Source organism: Thermomicrobiales bacterium (assembly GCA_037045155.1).
GTDB lineage: Bacteria > Chloroflexota > Chloroflexia > Thermomicrobiales > CFX8 > JAMLIA01.
Genome location: JBAOIG010000005.1, coordinates 400,853 through 421,208, shown reverse-complemented (window position 1 = coordinate 421,208; position 20,356 = coordinate 400,853). Strand labels below are relative to the sequence as shown.

General features: G+C 63.6%; 17 protein-coding genes. 10 read left to right on the top strand and 7 right to left on the bottom strand.

The features are described 5' to 3' along the window. The first annotated feature begins 6 nt into the window (after nucleotides 1–6). Together V9F06_12110 and V9F06_12105 are read left to right on the top strand one after the other, a co-directional pair. Entirely contained in the window at nucleotides 7–174 is a 168-nt protein-coding gene (locus V9F06_12110; protein MEI2618347.1) for a hypothetical protein, read from the top strand. Between the two features lie 194 nt (nucleotides 175–368). After that, entirely contained in the window at nucleotides 369–1,820 is a 1,452-nt protein-coding gene (locus V9F06_12105) for a serine hydrolase domain-containing protein (protein ID MEI2618346.1), read from the top strand. Between the two features lie 75 nt (nucleotides 1,821–1,895). On the opposite strand, the gene V9F06_12100 is transcribed toward V9F06_12105, so the two are convergent. Together V9F06_12100 and V9F06_12095 are read right to left on the bottom strand one after the other, a co-directional pair. Beyond that, nucleotides 1,896–3,326 carry an amidohydrolase gene (locus V9F06_12100; GenBank protein MEI2618345.1) on the bottom strand — a complete coding sequence of 477 codons (1,431 nt, stop codon included), beginning with the start codon at nucleotides 3,324–3,326 and terminating at the stop codon, nucleotides 1,896–1,898. A gap of 156 nt (nucleotides 3,327–3,482) precedes the next feature. Further along, nucleotides 3,483–4,808: an MFS transporter gene (locus V9F06_12095; GenBank protein ID MEI2618344.1), complete on the bottom strand. Its 1,326-nt coding sequence runs from the start codon at nucleotides 4,806–4,808 to the stop codon at nucleotides 3,483–3,485. A gap of 265 nt (nucleotides 4,809–5,073) precedes the next feature. Here V9F06_12095 and glgB point away from each other — a divergent pair, with 265 nt between their 5' ends. Genes glgB through treY form a run of 3 tightly spaced genes read left to right on the top strand, consistent with a single transcriptional unit; the run spans nucleotide 5,074 to nucleotide 11,728 of the window. Then, on the top strand, nucleotides 5,074–6,981 hold the full coding sequence (gene glgB / locus V9F06_12090; GenBank protein MEI2618343.1) for a 1,4-alpha-glucan branching protein GlgB: 1,908 nt from the start codon (nucleotides 5,074–5,076) through the stop codon (nucleotides 6,979–6,981). A 56-nt stretch (nucleotides 6,982–7,037) separates the two neighbouring features. Then, nucleotides 7,038–8,858 (top strand): malto-oligosyltrehalose trehalohydrolase, encoded by a 1,821-nt coding sequence (gene treZ / locus V9F06_12085; GenBank protein MEI2618342.1) that lies wholly within the window; start codon nucleotides 7,038–7,040, stop codon nucleotides 8,856–8,858. A gap of 29 nt (nucleotides 8,859–8,887) precedes the next feature. Next, on the top strand, nucleotides 8,888–11,728 hold the full coding sequence (gene treY / locus V9F06_12080; protein MEI2618341.1) for a malto-oligosyltrehalose synthase: 2,841 nt from the start codon (nucleotides 8,888–8,890) through the stop codon (nucleotides 11,726–11,728). Between the two features lie 9 nt (nucleotides 11,729–11,737). Here the strand turns inward: treY and V9F06_12075 are convergent, their stop codons facing one another. Together V9F06_12075 and V9F06_12070 are read right to left on the bottom strand one after the other, a co-directional pair. Continuing rightward, a complete protein-coding gene (locus V9F06_12075; protein MEI2618340.1) occupies nucleotides 11,738–12,154 on the bottom strand; it encodes a PPOX class F420-dependent oxidoreductase in 417 nt (138 codons plus the stop codon). A gap of 30 nt (nucleotides 12,155–12,184) precedes the next feature. Continuing rightward, nucleotides 12,185–12,436 carry a zinc ribbon domain-containing protein gene (locus V9F06_12070; GenBank protein MEI2618339.1) on the bottom strand — a complete coding sequence of 84 codons (252 nt, stop codon included), beginning with the start codon at nucleotides 12,434–12,436 and terminating at the stop codon, nucleotides 12,185–12,187. A 148-nt stretch (nucleotides 12,437–12,584) separates the two neighbouring features. On the opposite strand from V9F06_12070, the gene V9F06_12065 reads away from it, so the two are divergent. From V9F06_12065 to V9F06_12050, 4 genes are all read left to right on the top strand, one after another. Next, on the top strand, nucleotides 12,585–13,526 hold the full coding sequence (locus V9F06_12065; protein ID MEI2618338.1) for a zinc ABC transporter substrate-binding protein: 942 nt from the start codon (nucleotides 12,585–12,587) through the stop codon (nucleotides 13,524–13,526). Further along, complete coding sequence (locus tag V9F06_12060; GenBank protein ID MEI2618337.1) at nucleotides 13,523–14,281, top strand: metal ABC transporter ATP-binding protein; 759 nt, start codon at nucleotides 13,523–13,525, stop codon at nucleotides 14,279–14,281. The genes V9F06_12065 and V9F06_12060 overlap by 4 nt, the downstream gene beginning before the upstream one ends. After that, nucleotides 14,274–15,176, top strand: coding sequence for a metal ABC transporter permease (locus tag V9F06_12055; protein ID MEI2618336.1), 903 nt, complete (start codon nucleotides 14,274–14,276; stop codon nucleotides 15,174–15,176). Before V9F06_12060 ends, V9F06_12055 begins: the two co-directional genes overlap by 8 nt. A 150-nt stretch (nucleotides 15,177–15,326) precedes the next feature. After that, the gene (locus tag V9F06_12050) at nucleotides 15,327–15,752 is read left to right on the top strand and encodes a DUF1622 domain-containing protein (protein MEI2618335.1); all 426 of its coding nucleotides are present in this window, start codon (nucleotides 15,327–15,329) and stop codon (nucleotides 15,750–15,752) included. Here the strand turns inward: V9F06_12050 and V9F06_12045 are convergent. Next, nucleotides 15,749–16,522, bottom strand: a complete 774-nt coding sequence (locus V9F06_12045) for an MBL fold metallo-hydrolase (protein ID MEI2618334.1) — start codon at nucleotides 16,520–16,522, stop codon at nucleotides 15,749–15,751. The two genes, V9F06_12050 and V9F06_12045, sit on opposite strands and share 4 nt — an antisense overlap. 116 nt (nucleotides 16,523–16,638) lie before the next feature. Here V9F06_12045 and V9F06_12040 point away from each other — a divergent pair, with 116 nt between their 5' ends. Further along, complete coding sequence (locus V9F06_12040) at nucleotides 16,639–18,717, top strand: phage holin family protein (GenBank protein MEI2618333.1); 2,079 nt, start codon at nucleotides 16,639–16,641, stop codon at nucleotides 18,715–18,717. 25 nt (nucleotides 18,718–18,742) lie between these two features. Here V9F06_12040 and V9F06_12035 read toward each other — a convergent pair whose 3' ends face one another. Together V9F06_12035 and V9F06_12030 are read right to left on the bottom strand one after the other, a co-directional pair. Continuing rightward, nucleotides 18,743–19,525, bottom strand: a complete 783-nt coding sequence (locus V9F06_12035) for an enoyl-ACP reductase (GenBank protein ID MEI2618332.1) — start codon at nucleotides 19,523–19,525, stop codon at nucleotides 18,743–18,745. Between the two features lie 239 nt (nucleotides 19,526–19,764). After that, a complete protein-coding gene (locus V9F06_12030; protein ID MEI2618331.1) occupies nucleotides 19,765–20,319 on the bottom strand; it encodes a GNAT family protein in 555 nt (184 codons plus the stop codon). Nucleotides 20,320–20,356 lie beyond the last annotated feature (37 nt).

Here is a 20,356-nt window from a genome sequence, read left to right as displayed (position 1 = left end):
TGAGACGTGGTTGCAATACTCTGGCTGCTCGCCGGGCTCGCCATCGTTGCGATCACATCTCTCGTCGGTGCGATCGTGCTTCGAGCGCTGCTCGGCGTCTCCCGCGAGCGTGGGAAGTCGCTCGGACACGATCTGAGTGAGGCAGAGCAGCTGATCCGCAACCCGAACGTTTAGGCGCGATCGTCCTCCGCGAATGTCCGACTCGGGACGCGTCGCATTGACCGCGTTCGCGCGGGATGCCGTAGACTGGGCCACTGAGGCTCCGGCCTGGATCGCGCGGGCGGTACCACCCAGCTCGATCTGCGCCGGACATCTCAGTGTTGTCTCACGAAGAGTCCGGGCCAAACCGGACGTGATGGAGTGTAGTGGTGGCAAGTACCCCGAACTCGTCGGTCGATCAGATGAGCGAAGCGCTCGCGTATGTCGATTCCTGGCTCGACTATCGCGTCTGGAAGCTTCGCGCTACCGGAGCGCAGGTGGCGGTCTGGTTCGATGGCAAGCTGCAGTTCAGCAAGGCATATGGCGTCTCGAACCTCGACACTGGCGAGGCGCTGACGACGTCGCATCTGTTCCGTATCGCGTCCCATTCCAAGACATTCACCTCGACCGCTGTCATGCAGCTAGTCGAGGCCGGCAAGCTGCGGCTCGACGACACGGCTGGATCGTGGATCCCCGCCCTGGCAAAGGCCGGATCGCCGCTTGCCGATGTGACGGTGCGCGAGCTCGCGTCCCATTCCGCCGGTGTCATTCGCGATGGTGTCGATGCGAATTACTGGGCCCACGATCGCCCGTTCCCGGGTGACGAGGAGCTGCTGGAGATCGCCATTCGAGAGGGCGCCATTCGCCAACCTCAGGCGACGTTCAAGTACACCAATATCGGATATTCGCTGCTTGGGATGATCGTCGGCGCGGCCGGCGGCAGCTCCTACAACGAATACACGAAGACCGCGATCGTCGAGAAGCTCGGCCTCCAAAACACCGGGCCGGAGCTGGACCCGGATCGCCTGTCTGAATACGCCGGCGGTCATAGCGGGCTTGCCAGCTGGACCGAACGCCAGGTTATCCCGCACGTCGACACCCATGCGATGGCGGCAGCGACGGGGTTCTATTCCACCGCGGAGGACATGGTTCAGTTCGCCTCTGCCCACTTCTTTGGCGATGGTCGCTTGCTGAGCGATCGGTCGAAGAACGAGATGCAGCGGCCGGTCTGGACAGGGCTCGCGCCCGAAGCCCCGCAGGATGGCTACGGCTACGGCACCATCGTGCGCTACTACGATGGGCACCGGATGGTCGGGCATTCCGGCGGCTATCCGGGTCATATCACCCGCACGATGTGGGATCCGAACGAAGGTCTTGCGATCTCCGTACTGACCAACGCGGTCGATGGCCCGGCGGAAGAGCTGGCTGCCGGCATCCTGAGGGTGCTCGATTCGGCGCGCGTCGTTGCGTCGAAGCTGCCGCTCAGCTCCGGGCTCGTCAACAGCGCTGCGATCGCGCCACCGGCTGCGCCCGACACGAAGATCGACCTGAGCCGCTTCACGGGCCGGTTCGCGGCACTCTGGGGAGTGACTGATATCTATGTCCTGGGCGGCAAGCTCTATGCGGGGAGCCCGATCGCCCCAGCGCCGCACATGCAGGCTGTGGAGTTGGCTGTTATCGACGATAACACGCTGCGCATCATGAATGGTTCACCGTACGGATCGGTCGGTGAACTGTACCGATACGAACGCGACGCTGATGGCAACATCGTGAGCGTCTTCAGCGGCGGCCAGCAGGCCTGGCCAATCGCGGTCTACCGCGCCGGCGCCAACGTCGTCTAGGCCCAGACAGGGACGCCCCTCTCCCATCATTGCGGAGAGGGGCGCTATCCTATCAGCAGAGGTGGTCGGCGATCGTCAGCCGCCCCGCTTGGGGGTTGCTCCCTCCGGCAGCGGAGTCACGTACTTGCGGCCTCCGGTGTCGCGCAGGAAATCCTGCTTGGCGGCGTCGAGCGCGTCCTTGTTGACCATCAGCTCCAGACCGGTGAGCGCCATCGCCTTGGCGGCGTAGTCCATCCCCTTGAAGCCGATCTCTGCGCCAGACGATGCCGTGATCTGCCAGCTGTGGCCCGGCGAGCCGAGCGGATGGCAGCACGTCGTCAGCATGCTGGTCGGTGTGATCTGGCTGACATCGCCAACCTCGGTCGATCCGTGCATCGTGCGGAACTCATTCGTCGGTCGGATGACGTTCTCACACAGCACGTCGCCGATATCTGCGGCAGTTGTCCCCTCTCTTGCGCCCGCCAGTGTCTGCCGGCGGCCCATTTCGACGATCTCAGGGTCGATCGTCGATTGCAGCCTGCGAGCGAAATCCATGTCATCGTGGCTGAATTCGATACCGCCGAGCGCCTCCATCTTGTCCAGCATGATGTTGCTGATCGTGGGATTCGGCAGCATATCGGAGCAGCCGGTCAGAAACTCGACGTCGTAGGTCGTCCCGGTCATCAGCGCCGCGCCCTTGGCGCAGTCGAGCATCCGCTGATAGATCGACTCGACCTCCTCGCGCTTGGGAGCGCGGACGAAGTACCAGATGGTTGCCGTCGGCGGAACCACGTTCGGCGCTTCGCCGCCGTCCTTGATGACGCTATGGATTCGGGCATCCTGGATGATGTGCTCGCGCAGGTAGTTCACGCCGATATCCATCAGCATCGCCCCGTCCAACGCGCTGCGACCCATGTGTGGGGCGGCGGCGCCATGAGACGCAATGCCGTGGTAGTGCACCTTGAACGAATACATGGCCAGGCTGGAGCCATTGGTGGTGGCGGTATTCGCGTAGCCAGGGTGCCAGGTGACCGAGGCATCCAGATCGTCGAAGACGCCGGCGCGCGCCATGTACGTCTTGCCGGTGAGCGTCTCCTCGGCCGGGCAGCCGTAGTAGCGAACCGTGCCGGTGATGCCCTGCTCCTTCATGGCCAGCTGCATGGCTAACGCCGCGCCGAGCGCGCCGACACCGTACAGATTGTGACCGCAGCCATGGCCCGGTCCCCCCGACACAAGCTCGTGCCGCTCCGGGGTTGCATCCTGCGAGAGGCTCGGCAGCGCGTCGTACTCTCCCAGAATGCCGATGATCGGAGTCCCCTCGCCCCAGCTGGCGACGAAGGCGGTTTCCATCTGGCCGACGCCGTGCTCGACCGAGAAGCCGGCCTGCTCCAACTCATCGGCAATGGTCTTCGAGGCGAATGTCTCCTCCAGCCCGACCTCTGGATGTTCCCAGATGGCTCGCGCGAGACCCGAGAACCGCTTGTAGTTCTCGTTCAGATAGTCGACAACGGTCTCTTCTACCGGCATGACGCTACCTCCCCTGCTGCCCGCGAGTCACGCCCCCGAGCAGGTCGAACATCGGTATCTGAGGACGCATCCTAGCAGGGACGCCGTCGTTTCGCGCCAGGTTGCCGCCAAATTGATGTCGCCAGGTTGCCCAGTCCCACCCTGCCGGCCGCTGGCTCAGGGCGCGTGCTGTTTCTGCGGCGCGACAGTGACGTCGATTGGGCTGGCGACTCGGGTGCGGATGTAGAGATAGCCGGCCGCGACCCCGACGGCGCAGATCATCGCCAGCTCGAAGATCGCCATGCGCACTCCCTGACGCTCGGCAAGTGTGCCGATCACCAGGCTGCCAATCGGCGTCGAGCCCATGAACAGCAGCGTGTAAAAGCTCATCACCCGGCCACGATATTCCGGAAGGCTGAGCATCTGAAGTCGGCTGTTGGCAGTGGCGCTGAACGTAATGCTGAACAGGCCGAGCGCAATCAGAACTGCGATTGTTGTCGCCCACATCGTCGAGATCGCGAGCGCCGTGAGCAAGACGGGAAAGCCGGTTGCCCCGATCAACAGCGTGCGTTGTGATACGCGCCCGGAGTAGGCGATGCCGATCGCCGCGATGAGTGAGCCGATTGCCATTGCCGACGTGAGCATGCCAAAGCCCATTGGCCCAGCATTCAGCACATACTTGGCGATCAGGGGCAGCAGAACAGTGAAGTTGTAGCCAAACGTGCCGACTACCGCCATCAGAATCAGCACGACCATGATGTCGGGCGTTCGCAGGGCATAGCGAACCCCATCGGAGATCTGGCTGATCATCCGTCCCTTTGGCGCGTTCGGCACCTCATACAGCTCGTCCTCGCGCATCAGCGCAAGTCCGAGCAAGACGGCGAGGAAGCTGACCGCGTCGATCGTGAAGCACCCAGCAACACCGATCCATGCGATCGTGATGCCGCCGAGGGCCGGCCCGATCAGACGCGCCGAGTTGAACACAATCGAGTTGAGCGCGATAGCATTCGGCAGATCCTCCGGGCCGGCCAGCTCCTTGACGAACGCCTGCCGGGCCGGGCTGTCGATTGCGTTCGTTATCCCGAGTAGCGTGGCAAGCACATAGATCGCGGTGAGATTCGTCGCACCGATAATCACGAGAACGGCCAACACGGCCGATGGCACCAGCTTGACTGCCTGCGTGACCAGCAGCAAATTGCGCTTCGAGAATCGATCCGCGATGACGCCACCGAACAGCGACAGAAACAGCACCGGTAGCGTTTGAAACATCGACACCAGGCCAAGCGCTAATGGGGAGTTGGTGAGGTCCAGCACCAGCCACGCCAATGCGATCCGCTGCATCCAGGTGCCGATGGTCGACACCACCTGACCCATCCAGAACAGGCGATAGTTTCGATTGCGAAGCGCGTGGAACGTCTGGTGCAGCGCCGCGCTTGCCGACCACCGACGACGGGAAGCCCGGGCGGAATCGTCGTTTCTGGCATCCCGGTTTGTGGTTCGCATGCGCCTCGCCTCGTTGATCTCGAAGAACCCATCGACAATCCAGCATCTATACTATAGATGATCAATGTATCGCGTGAGCGTCAATCGCGCTACGATTCGTCAGTATGGAACGTCGCGCTGCGGCGTTGGATCGACTGGCTGACTGGCAACTATCTTGCGTCGCTACCGTTGGGACGGCAGTCCATCAGCAGGACCGGAGCGTGGCACAGTGGCAAAGAGGACGACCAGAACAGTTCGCGCCAGAGTGATGAAGAAGGGTGATGACGTGGAACGATCTACCCTGCTGACTGGCGACGACGTCTTCCTGTTCAACGAAGGCACGCACCACCGGCTCTACGAGAAGCTCGGCTCGCACCTCGCGTCCGTCGATGGCGTTGATGGTGCCTATTTCGCCGTCTGGGCGCCGAACGCCGAGCGTGTTGCCGTCGTCGGCGAGTTCAATGATTGGAATCCCGACGCGACGCCCCTGACCAGTGAGGGTGTCTCCGGAATCTGGGAAGCCTTCGTGCCGCACGTCGGGCACGGCGCTATCTACAAGTATCAGATCTGGTCGCGGCTCCATGGGCAGGTCGTGCAGAAGGCTGATCCGTTCGCCATCCACGCCGAGACGTCGCCGAAGACCGGCTCGGTCGTCTGGGATCTGGAGTACGAGTGGGGCGACGCCGGATGGATGGCGGAGCGCGGCCGGCGCAACGCGGCTGACGCGCCGATCTCGATCTATGAGATGCACCTCGGTTCCTGGATGCGCGTGCCCGAGGACGGCAATCGCTCGCTCTCCTATCGTGAGATCGCGGCGAAGCTGGCCGACCACATCGAGACGACTGGCTTCACCCACGTCGAGCTGCTGCCGATTATGGAGCACCCGTTCTCGGGTTCCTGGGGGTATCAGACGACCGGGTTTTTCGCGCCGACCAGCCGCTTCGGCACTCCGCAAGATTTCAAGTACTTCGTCGATTACCTCCACCAGCGAGGTATCGGCGTCATCCTGGACTGGGTCCCGTCTCACTTTCCGACCGACGAGATCGGTCTCTACAGATTTGATGGCACCCATCTCTACGAGCACGCTGACCCGCGCCAGGGCTACCACCCCGACTGGCACACCGCGATCTTCAACTACGGCCGGCCAGAGGTTCGCTCGTTCCTGCTCTCCAGCGCGGTCTACTGGCTCGACCAGTATCATATCGATGGGCTGCGTGTGGACGCTGTCGCATCAATGCTCTACCTTGACTATTCCCGCAAGGCTGGAGAATGGATTCCCAACCGCTTCGGCGGCCGGGAGAATCTCGACGCGATCGACTTCCTGCGCCAGCTCAATACCGTCGTGTATGGCGAATACCCCGACGTCCAGACGATCGCCGAGGAGTCGACCGCCTGGCCGATGGTCTCGCGACCGACCTATGTCGGCGGGCTCGGCTTCGGCATGAAGTGGGACATGGGCTGGATGCATGACACCCTGGCCTATTTCGAGAAGGATCCGATCCATCGCCGGTATCATCAGAACTATCTGACGTTTCGTGGGCTCTACGCCTTCAGCGAAAGCTTCGTCCTGCCGCTCTCGCATGACGAGGTCGTCCACATGAAGGGCAGCCTGCTATCGAAGATGGCCGGCGACGACTGGCAGAAGTTCGCCAATCTCCGCGCGCTCTACGGCTACATGTTCACTCAGCCGGCGAAGAAGCTGCTCTTCATGGGCGCCGAGATTGCCCAGCGCGACGAGTGGGACCACGAGAGCAGCCTCGACTGGCATCTGCTCGACACAGAGGCCCATGTCGGTGTCTCGCGGTGGCTCTCCGCGCTCAACCGCGCCTATCGCTCCGAGCCGGCCCTCCACGAGCTCGACTTCGACCCGGCCGGCCACGAATGGCTGGACGCGAACGACAGCGAGAACAGCGTCATCTCCTATGTCCGCCATGCTTCCAACCGTCGAGAGTCGATCATCGTCGTCTGCAACCTCACCCCGATACCGCGCCATGCGTACCGGATCGGCGTCTCTGAGCCGGGCTACTACCGCGAGATACTCAACAGCGATGCGCGTGAGTACTGGGGTGGCGGGCAGGGCAACCTCGGCGGCATCGAGGCGACGCTTGTCCCCTGGCACGGCCGGCCGTATTCGATCTCCATCACCGCGCCGCCGCTGGGCATTGTCCTGTTCAAGAAGGACGGCGAGGCGTAGCCGGTCCCGCGCACGAGCGCCGTGGGGACAGTCCGGGACAGACCATTGGAGGAGATATGCCGGATCTGGAGCTCGGGGCGATCTGGCTGGGCAACGGCCGCGTTCGCTTCACGGTCTGGGCGCCGCGAGCGCGTGAGGTCGAGGTTCATCTCCATGGCGCGCCGCCGCGCTTCGTCGCGCTAGAGCCATGCCCACACGGCTATTACCGCGTGTCCATCGATGGTGTCCAGCCGGGCGACCGCTACACCTACCGGCTCGATGGTGTCGACGAATGGCCCGATCCCGCCTCTCGCTCCCAGCCGGACGGCGTCCACAGTGCTTCAGCGATCGTCGACCCGACCTTCGACTGGACCGATGGTGGCTGGGAAGGGATTCCTCGGGAAGCGCTCGTGATCTACGAGCTCCACGTGGGAACGTTCTCGGCTGCCGGCTCTTTCGATGGTGTCGTGCCGATGTTGCCCTCGCTCCGGGATCTGGGCGTAACCGCGATCGAGCTGATGCCAGTTGCTCAGTTCCCTGGCGATCGTAACTGGGGCTATGACGGGGTCGATCTCTACGCGCCCCAGACATCCTACGGCGGCCCGGACGGTCTGCGTCGGTTGGTCGACGCTTGTCACGCGCAGGGTCTGGCCGTCCTGCTGGACGTTGTCTACAACCATCTTGGGCCAGAAGGCAACTACCTCGCGAAATATGGCTATTACTTCACCGACCGCTACCACACCCCCTGGGGGGATGCCGTCAACGTTGATGGTCCGTGGAGTGACGATGTGCGTCGCTTCTTCATCGAGAACGCGCTTCACTGGGTTCGCGATTTTCACATCGATGGCTTCCGACTCGACGCCACCGACCGCATCATCGACGAGTCCGCCATCCACTTCCTTCGCTCCCTTAGCGACGCCATCCACGAGGAGGCGACGCGCCAGGACCGGCATATCTGGACAATTGCCGAGAGCGATGCCAACGACGTCCGCTACATCGTCCCCGCCGCTCGGAATGGCTATGGGCTGGATGCGCAGTGGGGTGACGATCTGCATCATGCGCTCCACGCCCTGCTGACCGGCGAGCGTGACGGCTACTACTCGCAGTTCGGCAGCATCGCGGAACTGGCCAAGGCAGTTCGTCAGGTCTTCGTCTTCGACGGCGTCTACTCTGAATATCGCCAGCGCACCTATGGCAGCTCGCCGGACCAGGGCGACGCAAGCCAGTTCGTCGTCTGCGCCCAGAACCACGACCAGGTCGGCAACCGGGCGGCTGGCGAACGGCTCTCGCATATTGTCGGACACGATGCGGCGCGCCTGGCTGCTGCCATCTACCTGCTTTCGCCATACATCCCACTGATGTTCATGGGCGAGGAATATGCCGAGGATGCCCCATTCCAGTATTTCACCAGCCACACCGACCCGGCTCTCGCTGAGGCCGTCTCGCGGGGCCGGCGAGCCGAGTTCAGCCGATTCGGCTGGCAACCGGATGTCCCCGACCCTCAGGATCCCGCGACATTCGAACGCTCGAAGCTCGATCACTCGCTGAGCGAGCGCGGCGAGCACGCGGCGATGCTGGACCTGTACCGGGATCTGCTCCGCCTCAGGCGCGAGCGGCCGGCCCTGGCTTGCCTGGATAAGCGTCGCCAGGATGTTGTCGAGCTGGAGGGCGATGTCCTCCTCGTCCGGCGCTGGACGGACGGCGACGAAGTCGCAATGGTCTATAACCTGTCAGCGGAGTCACGCTCACCGCTCCTGCCGTTGCCACCCGGCGAGTGGAAGGTATTGCTCGGCGCCGCGGACGGGCCACAGCCGGAGCAGATCACAGCGCCCGCCTCCGCGCGGCTCACGATTGCGCCGCGTTCGGCCGTCGTGCTGGCGCGCGAAGGCGTGATCTGACCCGCGACGAGAGAGGATGCGCCGCCGCGATGCGACCAACTGCCACATATCGTCTGCAACTGACCCCCGCGTTCGGGTTCGATGCTGCGGCTGCGCTCGTTCCGTACCTCGCCCGGCTCGGGATCTCGCATCTGTACCTTTCGCCAATTCTGAAGGCGCGCGTCGGTAGCCAGCACGGGTACGACGTCACTGACGCCACACAGATCAATCCGGAGCTCGGCGGCAGCGAGGGCTTTGATCGTCTGAGCGAGACGATGGCGGCCAACGGCCTCGAAATTCTGCTGGATATCGTTCCCAACCACATGGCCGCCAGCCCGGAGAATGCATGGTGGTGGAGCGTGCTCGAGAATGGGCAGAGCTCCGAGTTCGCGAACTTCTTCGACATCGCCTGGTATGAGAGCGCGAGCGGCGGGTCGCTCGACCGCAAGGTGCTGCTTCCGATTCTCGGTAACCATTACGGCATCGTCCTCGAAGCGCTGGAGCTTCGTGTCGAGATCGATGAGCGAGGCTTCACCGTTGTCTACTATGACAACCGGATGCCACTCGACCCGACAACCTACCGGCTGCTCCTCGAGCAACGCTACGGGCTGCTCAAGGATCGGCTTGCCAGCGATGCCGTCGCGCTTCAGGCGTATGAGGGGCTGATCGAGCTCTCCGACACGATGCCCGACCGGTTCACGACCGACGCGCCGGCCATCCAGCGCCGCCGGGAGGAAACGGGGTTGCTTGAACAGCGACTGTGGGAGATCTATGCAGCGAACGACATCGTGCGGACATTCGTTGACGAGAACCTCGCGCTGATCAATGGCCGGGTCGGTGAACCAACCAGCGTCGACATTCTCGATCGCGTTCTTTCCGACCAAGCCTATCGACTCTCCTACTGGCGTGTTGCAAGCACCGAGATCAACTACCGCCGTTTCTTCGACATCGCCGATCTTGTTTCGATGCGCATTGAGGATGAGGATGTCTTCGCCGCCCGTCATGCCCAGCTCCGCTCGATGGCGCGGGCCGGCCAGGTCGCAGCCTTGCGCGTCGATCATATCGATGGTCTGTACGATCCCGGCCAATACCTCGAACGCCTCGATGCGGTAATGCGCGCCGCTCTGGCCGAACGCGGTGAGCCCGGCGCGGAGAGCTACGTGCTTGTCGAGAAGATCCTGGCGTCCGGGGAAGATCTTCCGGCGGAATGGCCTGTCGCTGGCACAACCGGCTATGACTTTCTCAATCTCGTCAACGCCCTGTTTGTCGATCGAAACGCGGAACAGAAGCTGGATGCCGCCTTCCGGCGCGTCAGCGGCGTCGACGAGAGCTTCGCGGAGATCGTCTACCGCCAGAAGCGACGCGTAATGGCCGATCTCTTCTCCGGTGATGTTCGCTCGCTCGTCGTCTGGCTTGACCGGCTGACCGCCTGGGATCGACATGGGCGCGATCTCGGGCAGCGCGAGCTGGGCCAGGCGTTGACCGAGATGATCGCCCGCTTTCCGATCTATCGGACCTATTCGACTCCGGCAGGCGTCCGCGATGAGGACCGCGATCGCATCGACCAGGTGATCGACGACGCCATACAGCATCGGCCGGAGTTGCGGCGCGCCTTGCGCTTCATCCGCCGCGTCCTGCTCCTCGAATCGGCCGGCGCTCTCGAAACCGGTCCAGACGACGAGCGCTTGCCATTCGTCCTGCGCGTTCAGCAATTCACCAGCCCCGTCATGGCCAAGGGGTACGAAGACACGTCGCTCTACATCTTCAACCGGCTGATTGCGCTGAACGACGTCGGCGGCGCGCCCGATGTAGTTGGCATCGAGCCGGACGCGTTTCATGCCGCGATTGCCGGCCGGGCCGAGCGGTGGCCAGCGACGATGAATGCCACGTCAACCCACGACACCAAGCGCAGCGAGGATGTCCGCGCGAGGATCGTCGTGATCTCCGAGCTGGTTGATGAGTGGGCCGCGCACGTCGACCGCTGGCGAGAGGCGAACCGCCACCTCCGGCGCGAGGTCGATGGCGCCATGGCCCCGGATGGCAACACCGAATACCTGCTCTACCAGACACTCATTGGTAGTTGGCCGTTTGATGATGCCGATCTGCCTGACTACCCCGGCCGAATCAGGCAGTACCTGGAGAAGGCCTGCCGCGAAGCGAAGCAGCACACCAGTTGGATCGACCGGAATGTCGCATGGGAGGACGCAGTCGCCACGTTTATCGATGCCATTCTGGCGTCGGGCAACCGGGCCTTCCTGGATGATTTCCGCTCGTTCCAGCGTCGGGTAGCCTGGTTCGGATCGCTGAACTCGCTGTCTCAATTGGCGCTGAAGGCAACGGCGCCCGGTGTGGCCGATTTCTATCAGGGCAGCGAGCTGTGGGATCTGAGCCTGGTCGACCCGGATAACCGACGTCCCGTCGACTTCGACCACCGTATTGCCCTGCTCGATCGATTGCCATTCACAGACGTTTCGCGGTTGCTCGCGAACTGGCAGGACGGATCGATCAAGCTCTTCGTTACCCAACGGTTGGCGACGTTCCGCCGGCAGCGGCGAGACCTGTTCGATGGCGGGGTGTACATACCTCTGGAGGTTGTTGGACCGCGACGCGAGCACGTCGTGGCGTTCGCCCGTCGGGCGGATGACGCATGGTCTCTTACGATCGTCTCACGCCTGGTCGCGACGCTCTCCCGCACGGCGGGATTGGACGAGGCAGCGTTGCCGGTCGGCGCGGCCGCCTGGGGGAACACTCGCGTGTTGCTGCCGGACGATGCGCCGGCGCACTGGCGCGATGTGCTCACTGACGAGCGGCTCGTGGCGAACGATGTACTGCCGCTCGCCACGGTATTCCATTTGCTCCCGCTCGCGATCCTCGAAAGCGCGCCTCAGTGACGCGCCAGGCTACCCGCCCAGTCCGTTTGACAGGACTCGATCGATTCGGATCAGCAGCGTCTGTCGGGCCTGACCCAGGAACTGCGTGTGATCTGCCGGCGTTGTGCCGGGATTGTAACGGACCGCGAGCGACAGAATATCGTTCAGCGCTGCCTCCGGCTCGTCGATAATCTCGGCCACCACACCCCGGAGTGTGACGTACTTATAGCCTTCTTCGATACAGATCGAGACGCGCGGGTCGCGCTGGATATTGCCGCGCTTGATTCGGTCCGCTGTGGTGTTCATCATGATCTGATCGCCGCGCACGTCGTACCACATCACTGTCTGCTGAGGGGTTCCATCGTGGCCGATCGTCGCCAGTACGCCGAAGCGGACTGCGCTGATGAACTCACGCTCCGCCGCGCTTAGTGTCCCATTGGTCGCCATCGTTATCCTTCTTCTACCTGTCCGTCGTGGTTACTCGTCCTCGACCCCCGGCGGGTGATGTCCCCGGCGCGGTGGGTGAGCGTGGCCGAAGGCCCCATGGTTATGCCAGACGGGCCGATTGTCGCTGGGGTCGCCTTTGAACAGGAACTTGGGCGAGTGGAAGACGCGTTGGGCCGGCTCCCCGCAGAACGGGCATGTCGTCGGCTCTCCCGCTTCGCTCACTGGCCGCTCCAGGTCGAACTCCTCGTCGCACGAGCCGCAGCGATATCCGTAGCGTCGCATGGCCGGTCCCCTCTCATCCACTGATGATCCTAACCGAACTCCGGCTTCCCGGTTGGATCTCACAGATCGGCGCGGTATCATCTACGCTGGTATTGATACTGAGTCTCAATAGTTAGCAGCATCCAACGTGATAGAAATCCGAAAACAGATGATGGCCCGACGCGCTATCAGTGGCGCGCTGGCGTTCGTCATCTTGCTCAGCGCCTTCGTGCTTGTCTCCTGCGGCTCGCCGGATGCGGCCGGCGCGGATAGCTTGTCGGTCGTCGCCACCACCACGATTATCGCCGATATGGCTCGCAACGTTGGCGGCGATCGCGTGACGGTTCGCAGCCTCGTGCCGGCCAACGCAGACCCGCACTCGTTCGAGCCAACCCCACGGGAGATTGGCGCGGTCGCCCGGGCCGATGTCGTCCTCGAACATGGCATGGGTCTGGATGCCTGGGTTATCAATATGATCGACGTGTCGGGAACTGACGCGCATGTCGCGGTCGTCACCGATAGGGTGACGACGATCGAGGGCGAGCAGCATGAAGAAGATGCCAGCGGGCATAGCCACGAGGGCGAAGATCCACATGTCTGGTTCGATGTCGCCAATGCACAGGTGATGGTCGCGAACATCCGCGACGCGCTGATCGCCGCCGACCCGGGCTCGGCCGAGATCTATCGCGCAAATGCAACACGCTACCAGTCCGAGCTCGCGGATCTCGATGGCTGGATTCGAGAGCAGATCGCGACCATACCGGAGTCGCAACGAAAGCTGGTGACGAATCACGACGCCTTTGGCTATTACGTCCACACCTATGGCCTGACGCTGGTCGGGACGATTGTGCCCAGCCTCGATGCGCAGGCGCAGCCGTCGGCGCGTGAGACGGCCGCGCTCATCGACCTGATCAGGGCCGAGGGGGTGAGAGCGATTTTCACCGAGGCCGCGCTCAATCCGACGCTGGCCCGACGCATCGCCGAGGACGCCGGTGTCCAGATCGTCAGCAACCTGTACGGGGACTCGCTTGGCCCGGCCGGCAGCGGCGCTGATACCTACATCGGCATGATGCGCACCGACACCACCCGGATTGTCGAGGCGTTGCGATGACTCAACAGCCTCTCGTGGATCTCTCGCACATCTCGGTGGCCTACGGCGATCGAGTCGCGTTGGACGACGTGTCGCTTGCGTTGGGGTCTGGTGAGATCGTCGCCTTCGTTGGTCCGAATGGCGCTGGCAAGAGCACGATGCTGAAAGCGATCGCCGGCCATGTCCGACCCGATCGCGGCTCGGTGGCATTCTCGCCGACGCTTGGCGCGAAGCCCCGACGGGAGATCGTCTACGTCCCTCAGCGTGACAAGCTGGACTGGACGCTACCGGCGAGCGTCCTCGACCTCGTCCTGATGGGCGCATACCGGGAAACGAGCCGCTGGCGGCCACTTCGCCGCGAGAGCACCGACGCCGCGCTGAGAGCGCTCGAAGTCGTCGGCATGAGCAAGCATGCCGGCACCCAGATCGGACGGCTTTCCGGCGGCCAGCAACAGCGTGTCATCCTGGCTCGCGCCCTGATACGTCCGGCGGCGATATATCTGCTCGACGAGCCGTTTACCGGTGTCGATGCCCCGACCGAGGCGTTGTTCGAGGAAGTGATCGTGTCGTTGCGAGATGAGGGGAAGTGCGTTGTCATGGCCACCCACAACCTGGACTGCGCGCGCGATATCAGCGACCGGGTCGTGATTCTCAGCCGGCGCATCGTTGCTGTTGGTCCGCCGGCCGAGGCGTTGACGCCACTGACAATCGCCGTCGCGTTCGGTGACATTTCGCGCTTGAACATCCACGGTGAGGACGCCCACGTTCATGAGTAGCCTCGGCATATACAACTGGCTCACCGAGCCGTGGCAGTTCGTCTTCATGCAACACGCGTTTGAGGCGATCATCATCGTTGGCCTGGTATGTGGGATCGTCGGCGCTTTCGTCGTGCTGCGTGGCATGGCATTCGTCGGCGACGCCTTTGCCCACGCCGTCTTCCCCGGCATCGTCATTGCTTTCCTGCTCGGCTCGAGCATCTTCATCGGCGCGCTCGTCGCCGCGGCAGTCGTCTCGCTGGGCATCGGCATCCTCAGCCAGTCCGAACGACTCCACGAGGACACTGCGATCGGCGTGATGTTTGCGGGCGCGTTCGCTCTTGGTATTGCGCTGATCAGCTCGACCAACTCCTATGCCCGTGACCTGACGTCGTTCTTGCTCGGCAACATCCTGGGAGTCAGTCGGAGTGACCTGTTGCTGACGGCGGCAATCGCTGTCGTCGTCCTCGGCGTGTTAGCCATCTTCCGCCGCGAAATGGTGCTGATCACATTCGACAGGACTCTCGCCACGTCGCTTGGCGTGCGCCTGTGGCGTTATGATCAGCTCTTCCTCATATTGCTTGCGTTGGCTATCGTGACCGCGCTGCAGACCGTCGGGAACATCCTTGTCCTGGCAATGCTGATCACGCCGGCCGCGACCGCGCGCCTCGTTGCCGACCGGCTGCCGGCACTGCTGGCTCTTTCGGCCGGAATTGGTGTCCTGTCCGGAGTCAGCGGGCTGTATCTCTCCTATTACTGGAATGTTGCGTCAGGGGCTGCGGTCGTCCTCGTCGCAACCGCGATCTTCTTCATCGTCTGGTCGGCAGTGCAGGTGCGGCAACCAATTCTGCGATGGCGTCATTCCGCTGGCGCATCGGCGGTGACCGAAGAGAAGGCGTCGCTCTCGCAGCCCTGACAACAACGGTTGGCATCGCGACGACGTTCTCGGCAATAATCCGCGGCACGCGACTGTAAGTGGGCCGATCGACCGTGGGTATCGCATCATACCCATGGATCACGCGGCGTTTCGATTTCGCCGGCTACACACGGCAGCTAGTGGGGTGATATGCGCGTCGTAGAAGCATCGGGAATTGACCTGTTCCGCGCGGCAGCCAGCAGCGACGGAGGGTTCATCGGCGCTGCGCTCAAGGTTGTGGACTACGCGTCCATCGTGATCGAACTGCTGGCGGTCGTGATTATCGTCGTCGCGGTCGTCTACGGGACAGTCGTGTTCCTTTCAGCGCGGAACGCAAAAGCGCCGCGCAAGGAGGCCTACGACCAGTATCGCCATACCGTCGGCGACGGACTGTTGCTGGGCCTGGAGATACTGGTCGCCGGTGACGTGATCCGCACGGTCATCCTCGACCCGACGCTTGAAAGCGTTGCGGTTCTGGGCGCGCTCGTCGTGATCCGGACGTTCCTGACCTGGTCGCTCGTGGTCGAGATGGAGGGTCATTGGCCCTGGCGGTCGAAGCCGGAACAGGGTCACTAGTCGAGGACAACACGCCCGCCGGGCGCGAGTATGCGAACCTCCACGTCCGGTGCTGTCTCCCGGGCGCGCGCCGCGAACTGGTGCGGCGGATCCTCCAGAAACCGCCGGTCGCGGATGCCAGTGCCAAACGGGTGCAGCGTCCCCCAATGGATCGGGATCGCCAGTCGTGGCTGCAACAGGCCGGCGGCCAACGCCGCCCGCTCGGGGTTGAGGTGTCCCGGTCCAAGCGACCGCCCCCAACCCCAGACCGGGATGAGCGCCACGTCGATATCCGGGCCGAGCTCGGCCATCCCGTCGAACAGATCTGTGTCGCCCGCGAAGTAGGTCGTGTGACGGCCTTCGACGAGGTAGCCGATGGTTGCCGCGGTCGGGCCAAACGGGACGCGATGGCCCGAGTGGAAGGCTGGGACGGCAGTAACCGTCGCCACTTCCACCTGCCGGCTCGCGCCGACTGCCAACTCCTCGACCTGCCTGAACCCGTGTTTGCGGAGCCATGCCCCCGCGCCAACCGGAGCGAAGATCGGGATGTCGCGGCCAAGCTTCTTCAACGTCGGCAGGTCGCAATGGTCAAGGTGCAGGTGCGATAGCAGGATCACGTCCACCCGCGCCGGCCAGTCTTCGGGCAGCAGACGCACCCGGCGGCGGAGGTGCGCCGTCCGGCCCCGCAGCACCGGGTCGGTCAGAATCCAGGTTTCGCCTGTCCGGATCATGACCGTCGAATGTCCGATCCAGGTGATCTCAGTCGGATTCTCGTGTGTCATCGATTCCATTGTCTAATCGTACCGACTTCTGGACACCACGTGCCGACCGTGCAGGCAGCAGCCGTGTCCGCTACGATTGTGAGACTCCGGTAGGGTCGGGCGACAATAGTCATCTCTGGAGGGACATGCTGCGTATCGTCAGGTGGACGGCCGGCATCGTTGTCGTAGACGGTGTGATCCTGCTCCTGCTCGCCAGGTTGTTGCCAGGCTTCGATCTGAACGGGATCGCGTCCGCGGCCGGCATGGCGCTGGGAGGTATTGCCGTTGGCGCACTGCTGTGGCCGGCCATGTGCCGCGCCGCGGCGTGGTTGCCTGCGCTGCTGTTCCCGGTTCTCGCGCTGGTCGTCAGCGGCGCGATCGTCGTCGTCACGGCGGTGTTGCTGGATCTCGTGGCTCCCGGCGCCGTGACTGTTGCGAACGTCTGGACGGCGCTCGTGGTGGCGATCCTGCTCACGATCGTCAACACCGTCGTCATCGCGCTATTCGGGCTCGGCGATCAGCGCTTGTACGATCGCTACGTCACCAATCGGATCCGGCGGTCGGCCGGCGTCCACGAGCGGACGGATATTCCAGGCATCGTTTTCATTCAGCTGGACGGGCTGGCTGAGCCGATTCTCCTGCGCGCGATCGCGGAGGGTTACATGCCCACCGCGCAACGGTGGATCACGACAGGCTCGCACCAGCTGCGAGGGTGGGAGACCGACCTGTCGTCACAGACCGCGGCGAGCCAGGCCGGCATCTTGCTCGGGAGCAATGAGGGCATCCCGGCGTTCCGTTGGTGGGACAAGACTGCCAACACACTGGTGGTCTGCGACAAGTTGTCGTCTGCGCGGGCACTGGAGAGTCAACTCTCGACAAGCCAGGGCCTGCTGGTCGGTGGCGCCAGTCGGTGGAACGTCTTCTCCGGCGATGCAGCGGATACGTTCGGCACGTTCAGCAAGCTTGGCCAGGGGGTGACCGGCGGCCGGCGCAGCTACCTCGGCTTCCTTTCAAACCCGTACAGTCTGGCACGGACGTTCTCGCTGTTCGGCGCGGAGATCGTTCGCGAGCGGGTTGAGGCGTTGCGCCAGCGTGTGACCAATGTCCGGCCTCGCATCCATCGCGGGTTCCGCTACGCGCTCGTTCGCGCCGGAACAACCGTCCTGCTTCAGGAGTCTGCGGCATATATGCTGACCGACGACATGTACCGGGGTGTGCCGGTCATCTATAGCACGCTCTTCAGCTATGACAAGGTCGCTCATTACGCCGGCGCCGAGCGGCGGGACGCGCTGAAGGTGTTGCGAGGGGTCGACCGCGTGCTGGCGCACCTTGAGCGCGTCGCTGCCGATGCATCTCGCCCATATCGCATCGTCGTCCTGTCGGATCACGGTCACAGCCATGGCGCGCCATTCCGGCAGCGGTTCGGCAAGACCCTGGCGGAGCTGGTCGACGAGCTGTGCGATTCACAGCGCGGCGTGAGCGAGGTGGACAGCGGCGACGAGGTGCTTTCGGGTATCAACTCCGCTCTCGATGAAGTGATCCATCAACAGGGCATTGCGACGCGGCTTGCGCGGAGGGCATTGCGCACCCGGATCATCGACGGACACGTCGTGCTTGGATCAGAGCACCGTGAGACGGACGATGCCGCGATCCAGGCGATGCACGAGCGCGACGCAATCGTCGTCGCCACCGGCAATCTCGGGCTCGTTTCGTTCCCGAGATTGAGCGGCCGGATCACGCTTGAGCAGATCAACGAGACGTATCCGAGGCTCGTTCCCGGTCTCGCCGGCCACGAAGGGATCTGCTGCGTGATGGCGCGGTCCGCGACCGACGGCGCGGTCGTTGTCGGGCCGCGCGGCAGCCGCTTCCTCGATTCCGGCCGCGTGGACGGAGAGGATCCGCTGGCATCGTTCGGTCCGAACGCCGCTCGGCATCTGGCGCGTGTCGATGGATTCGCGTCCGCGCCCGATATTCTCGTTATGGGTATGTACGATTCCTCAACCGGCGAGGTCGCCGCGTTCGAGGAACAGGTCGGAAGTCACGGCGGACTAGGCGGCGCCCAGAGCCAGCCGTTCCTTCTCCACTCCGCATCGCTGCCGCTCGAGCCCGACTATCCGATCGTGGGAGCCGCCGCGCTGCACGCGGTGCTGAAGTCGTGGGTTCCGGCTGACGCGCGGGGAGTTGCCGCCGCGCCAGACTCTGCCGAGCAGCCGGCCGCGCCGTAAGGCCCCCGTGAGCGTTTCGCGCTGCCTACATGGCCAGGATGTTGAAGCCGTTGTCGGCGTAGATCGTCTCGCCGGTGATGCACGACGACAGGTGTGACGCCAGGAACAGGCCAACGTTGCCGATCTCGTCCTGGGTAATGTTCCGTCGCAGCGGCGCGCGCTCCTCCATCAGGTCGCGGGCAGTGCTGATTCCCTTGACTGCGCTGGCAGCCAGCGTCTTCAGCGGTCCGGCTGAGATCGCGTTGACCCGAATATTGCTCGGCCCGAACTCGGCGGCCAGGTAGCGGACGTTGCACTCCAGCGCCGCCTTGGCGACCGCCATGACGTTGTACTTCTCAACAACCCGCTCGGCCGCCAGATAGGAGAGCGTCATGATGCTGCCGCCGCCGGCCGCTTCCATCAGCGGTCGGGCATGGCGGCTCGTCTCGATCAGCGAGTACGCCGAGACGTGCTGGGCGAGCGCGTAGCCGTCCCACGACAGCTCGCTATATGCGCCAGCGAGATCCTCCTGGCGCGCGAAGGCGACCGAGTGGACGAAGACATCCAGGCCGCCCCAGCGCTGGTTGAGGTCAGCGAAGAGCGATTCAATCTGGGCCGAATCCTGGACGTCGCACGAGACGACCGGAATCTCCTCCTCGGTCTCGAGCGTCCTGGCGAGCTTGAGGACGTTGTCCCGCAACCGATCACCGGCATAGGCGAACGCCAGCTGAGCCCCCTCACGATGCAGAGCTTGCGAAATCCCCCAGGCGATCGAGCGCTGGTTCGCGATACCCATGACCAGGCACTTCTTGCCGTCCATCAGCCCCATCGCGGCCGCTCCTCTCGTGCGTCGTCCAATCGCCGAACCCCGCAGGCGCGGCGAGCATTCTGCTGAGTATGCCGATTCTGTCGCGCCGCGCGCCAGAAGTGCCAGCACTCAAGCTCCCTCATCCACCGCCCGCCAGTAGACTCCCGCCTCGCGACGATCCCGGCAACAGTCAGCCGCTCCTCATCGGCGAGCGCGCTGAGGAATGCGAGGAGCTCTGTAACCACCGTGGATCGGCGTCGTCAGCCCCGCGTGCTCTCCCACTCAGCCCTCAACAACCCGAAGAGCAGCATGTCGTACCGTTGCCCATCGCGCTCGAGGAACTCGCGGTAACGACCCTCGCGCACGAATCCCAAGCGATCATAGAGCGCGATCGCCGGCCTGTTGTACTCGAAGACTGTTAGCTGTAGCCGGTGAAGGTTCAACTCGTGGAAGGCGAAGCGAAGCGCCAGCTCCATCGTCTCGTGGCCGAATCCCTGCCTGCGGGCGCTCGCTTCGCCGATCAGCAGGCTGACCCAGCCGACACGCTGGTTCCAGAGAATACCGTCGATCTCGATGACGCCGATCAACACATCTTCGGGAATTGTCCGGATCGCGAAACGGTAACCTGTCGCGGAATCCTTCGCCGCCTCCAGCCAGGACACCATCTGCTCGGCGGTTTTCGGGACCGCAGGGACGGCATCGAAGCTTCGCTGTGCCGCGCCGTCGCCCCACCAGAGCGCGATTGTCGGGAGGTCGTCGCGGTCGATTGCGTCCAGCCGCACCCGGCTGCCGCGCAGAATATCGGGCGCTACCATCTACCGGAACCCCCTCTCAACGTGCGGTCGAGTATTG

Bases quoted from the DNA above. Each gene is read 5' to 3' on its own strand.
- V9F06_12100 (MEI2618345.1), bottom strand. From the start codon at position 3,326: ATGCCGGTAGAAGAGACCGTTGTCGACTATCTGAACGAGAACTACAAG.
- V9F06_12095 (MEI2618344.1), bottom strand. From the start codon at position 4,808: ATGCGAACCACAAACCGGGATGCCAGAAACGACGATTCCGCCCGGGCT.
- treZ (MEI2618342.1), top strand. From the start codon at position 7,038: ATGCCGGATCTGGAGCTCGGGGCGATCTGGCTGGGCAACGGCCGCGTT.
- treY (MEI2618341.1), top strand. From the start codon at position 8,888: ATGCGACCAACTGCCACATATCGTCTGCAACTGACCCCCGCGTTCGGG.
- V9F06_12075 (MEI2618340.1), bottom strand. From the start codon at position 12,154: ATGGCGACCAATGGGACACTAAGCGCGGCGGAGCGTGAGTTCATCAGC.
- V9F06_12070 (MEI2618339.1), bottom strand. From the start codon at position 12,436: ATGCGACGCTACGGATATCGCTGCGGCTCGTGCGACGAGGAGTTCGAC.
- V9F06_12065 (MEI2618338.1), top strand. From the start codon at position 12,585: ATGATGGCCCGACGCGCTATCAGTGGCGCGCTGGCGTTCGTCATCTTG.
- V9F06_12060 (MEI2618337.1), top strand. From the start codon at position 13,523: ATGACTCAACAGCCTCTCGTGGATCTCTCGCACATCTCGGTGGCCTAC.
- V9F06_12055 (MEI2618336.1), top strand. From the start codon at position 14,274: ATGAGTAGCCTCGGCATATACAACTGGCTCACCGAGCCGTGGCAGTTC.
- V9F06_12050 (MEI2618335.1), top strand. From the start codon at position 15,327: ATGCGCGTCGTAGAAGCATCGGGAATTGACCTGTTCCGCGCGGCAGCC.
- V9F06_12045 (MEI2618334.1), bottom strand. From the start codon at position 16,522: ATGGAATCGATGACACACGAGAATCCGACTGAGATCACCTGGATCGGA.
- V9F06_12040 (MEI2618333.1), top strand. From the start codon at position 16,639: ATGCTGCGTATCGTCAGGTGGACGGCCGGCATCGTTGTCGTAGACGGT.
- V9F06_12035 (MEI2618332.1), bottom strand. From the start codon at position 19,525: ATGGGGCTGATGGACGGCAAGAAGTGCCTGGTCATGGGTATCGCGAAC.
- V9F06_12030 (MEI2618331.1), bottom strand. From the start codon at position 20,319: ATGGTAGCGCCCGATATTCTGCGCGGCAGCCGGGTGCGGCTGGACGCA.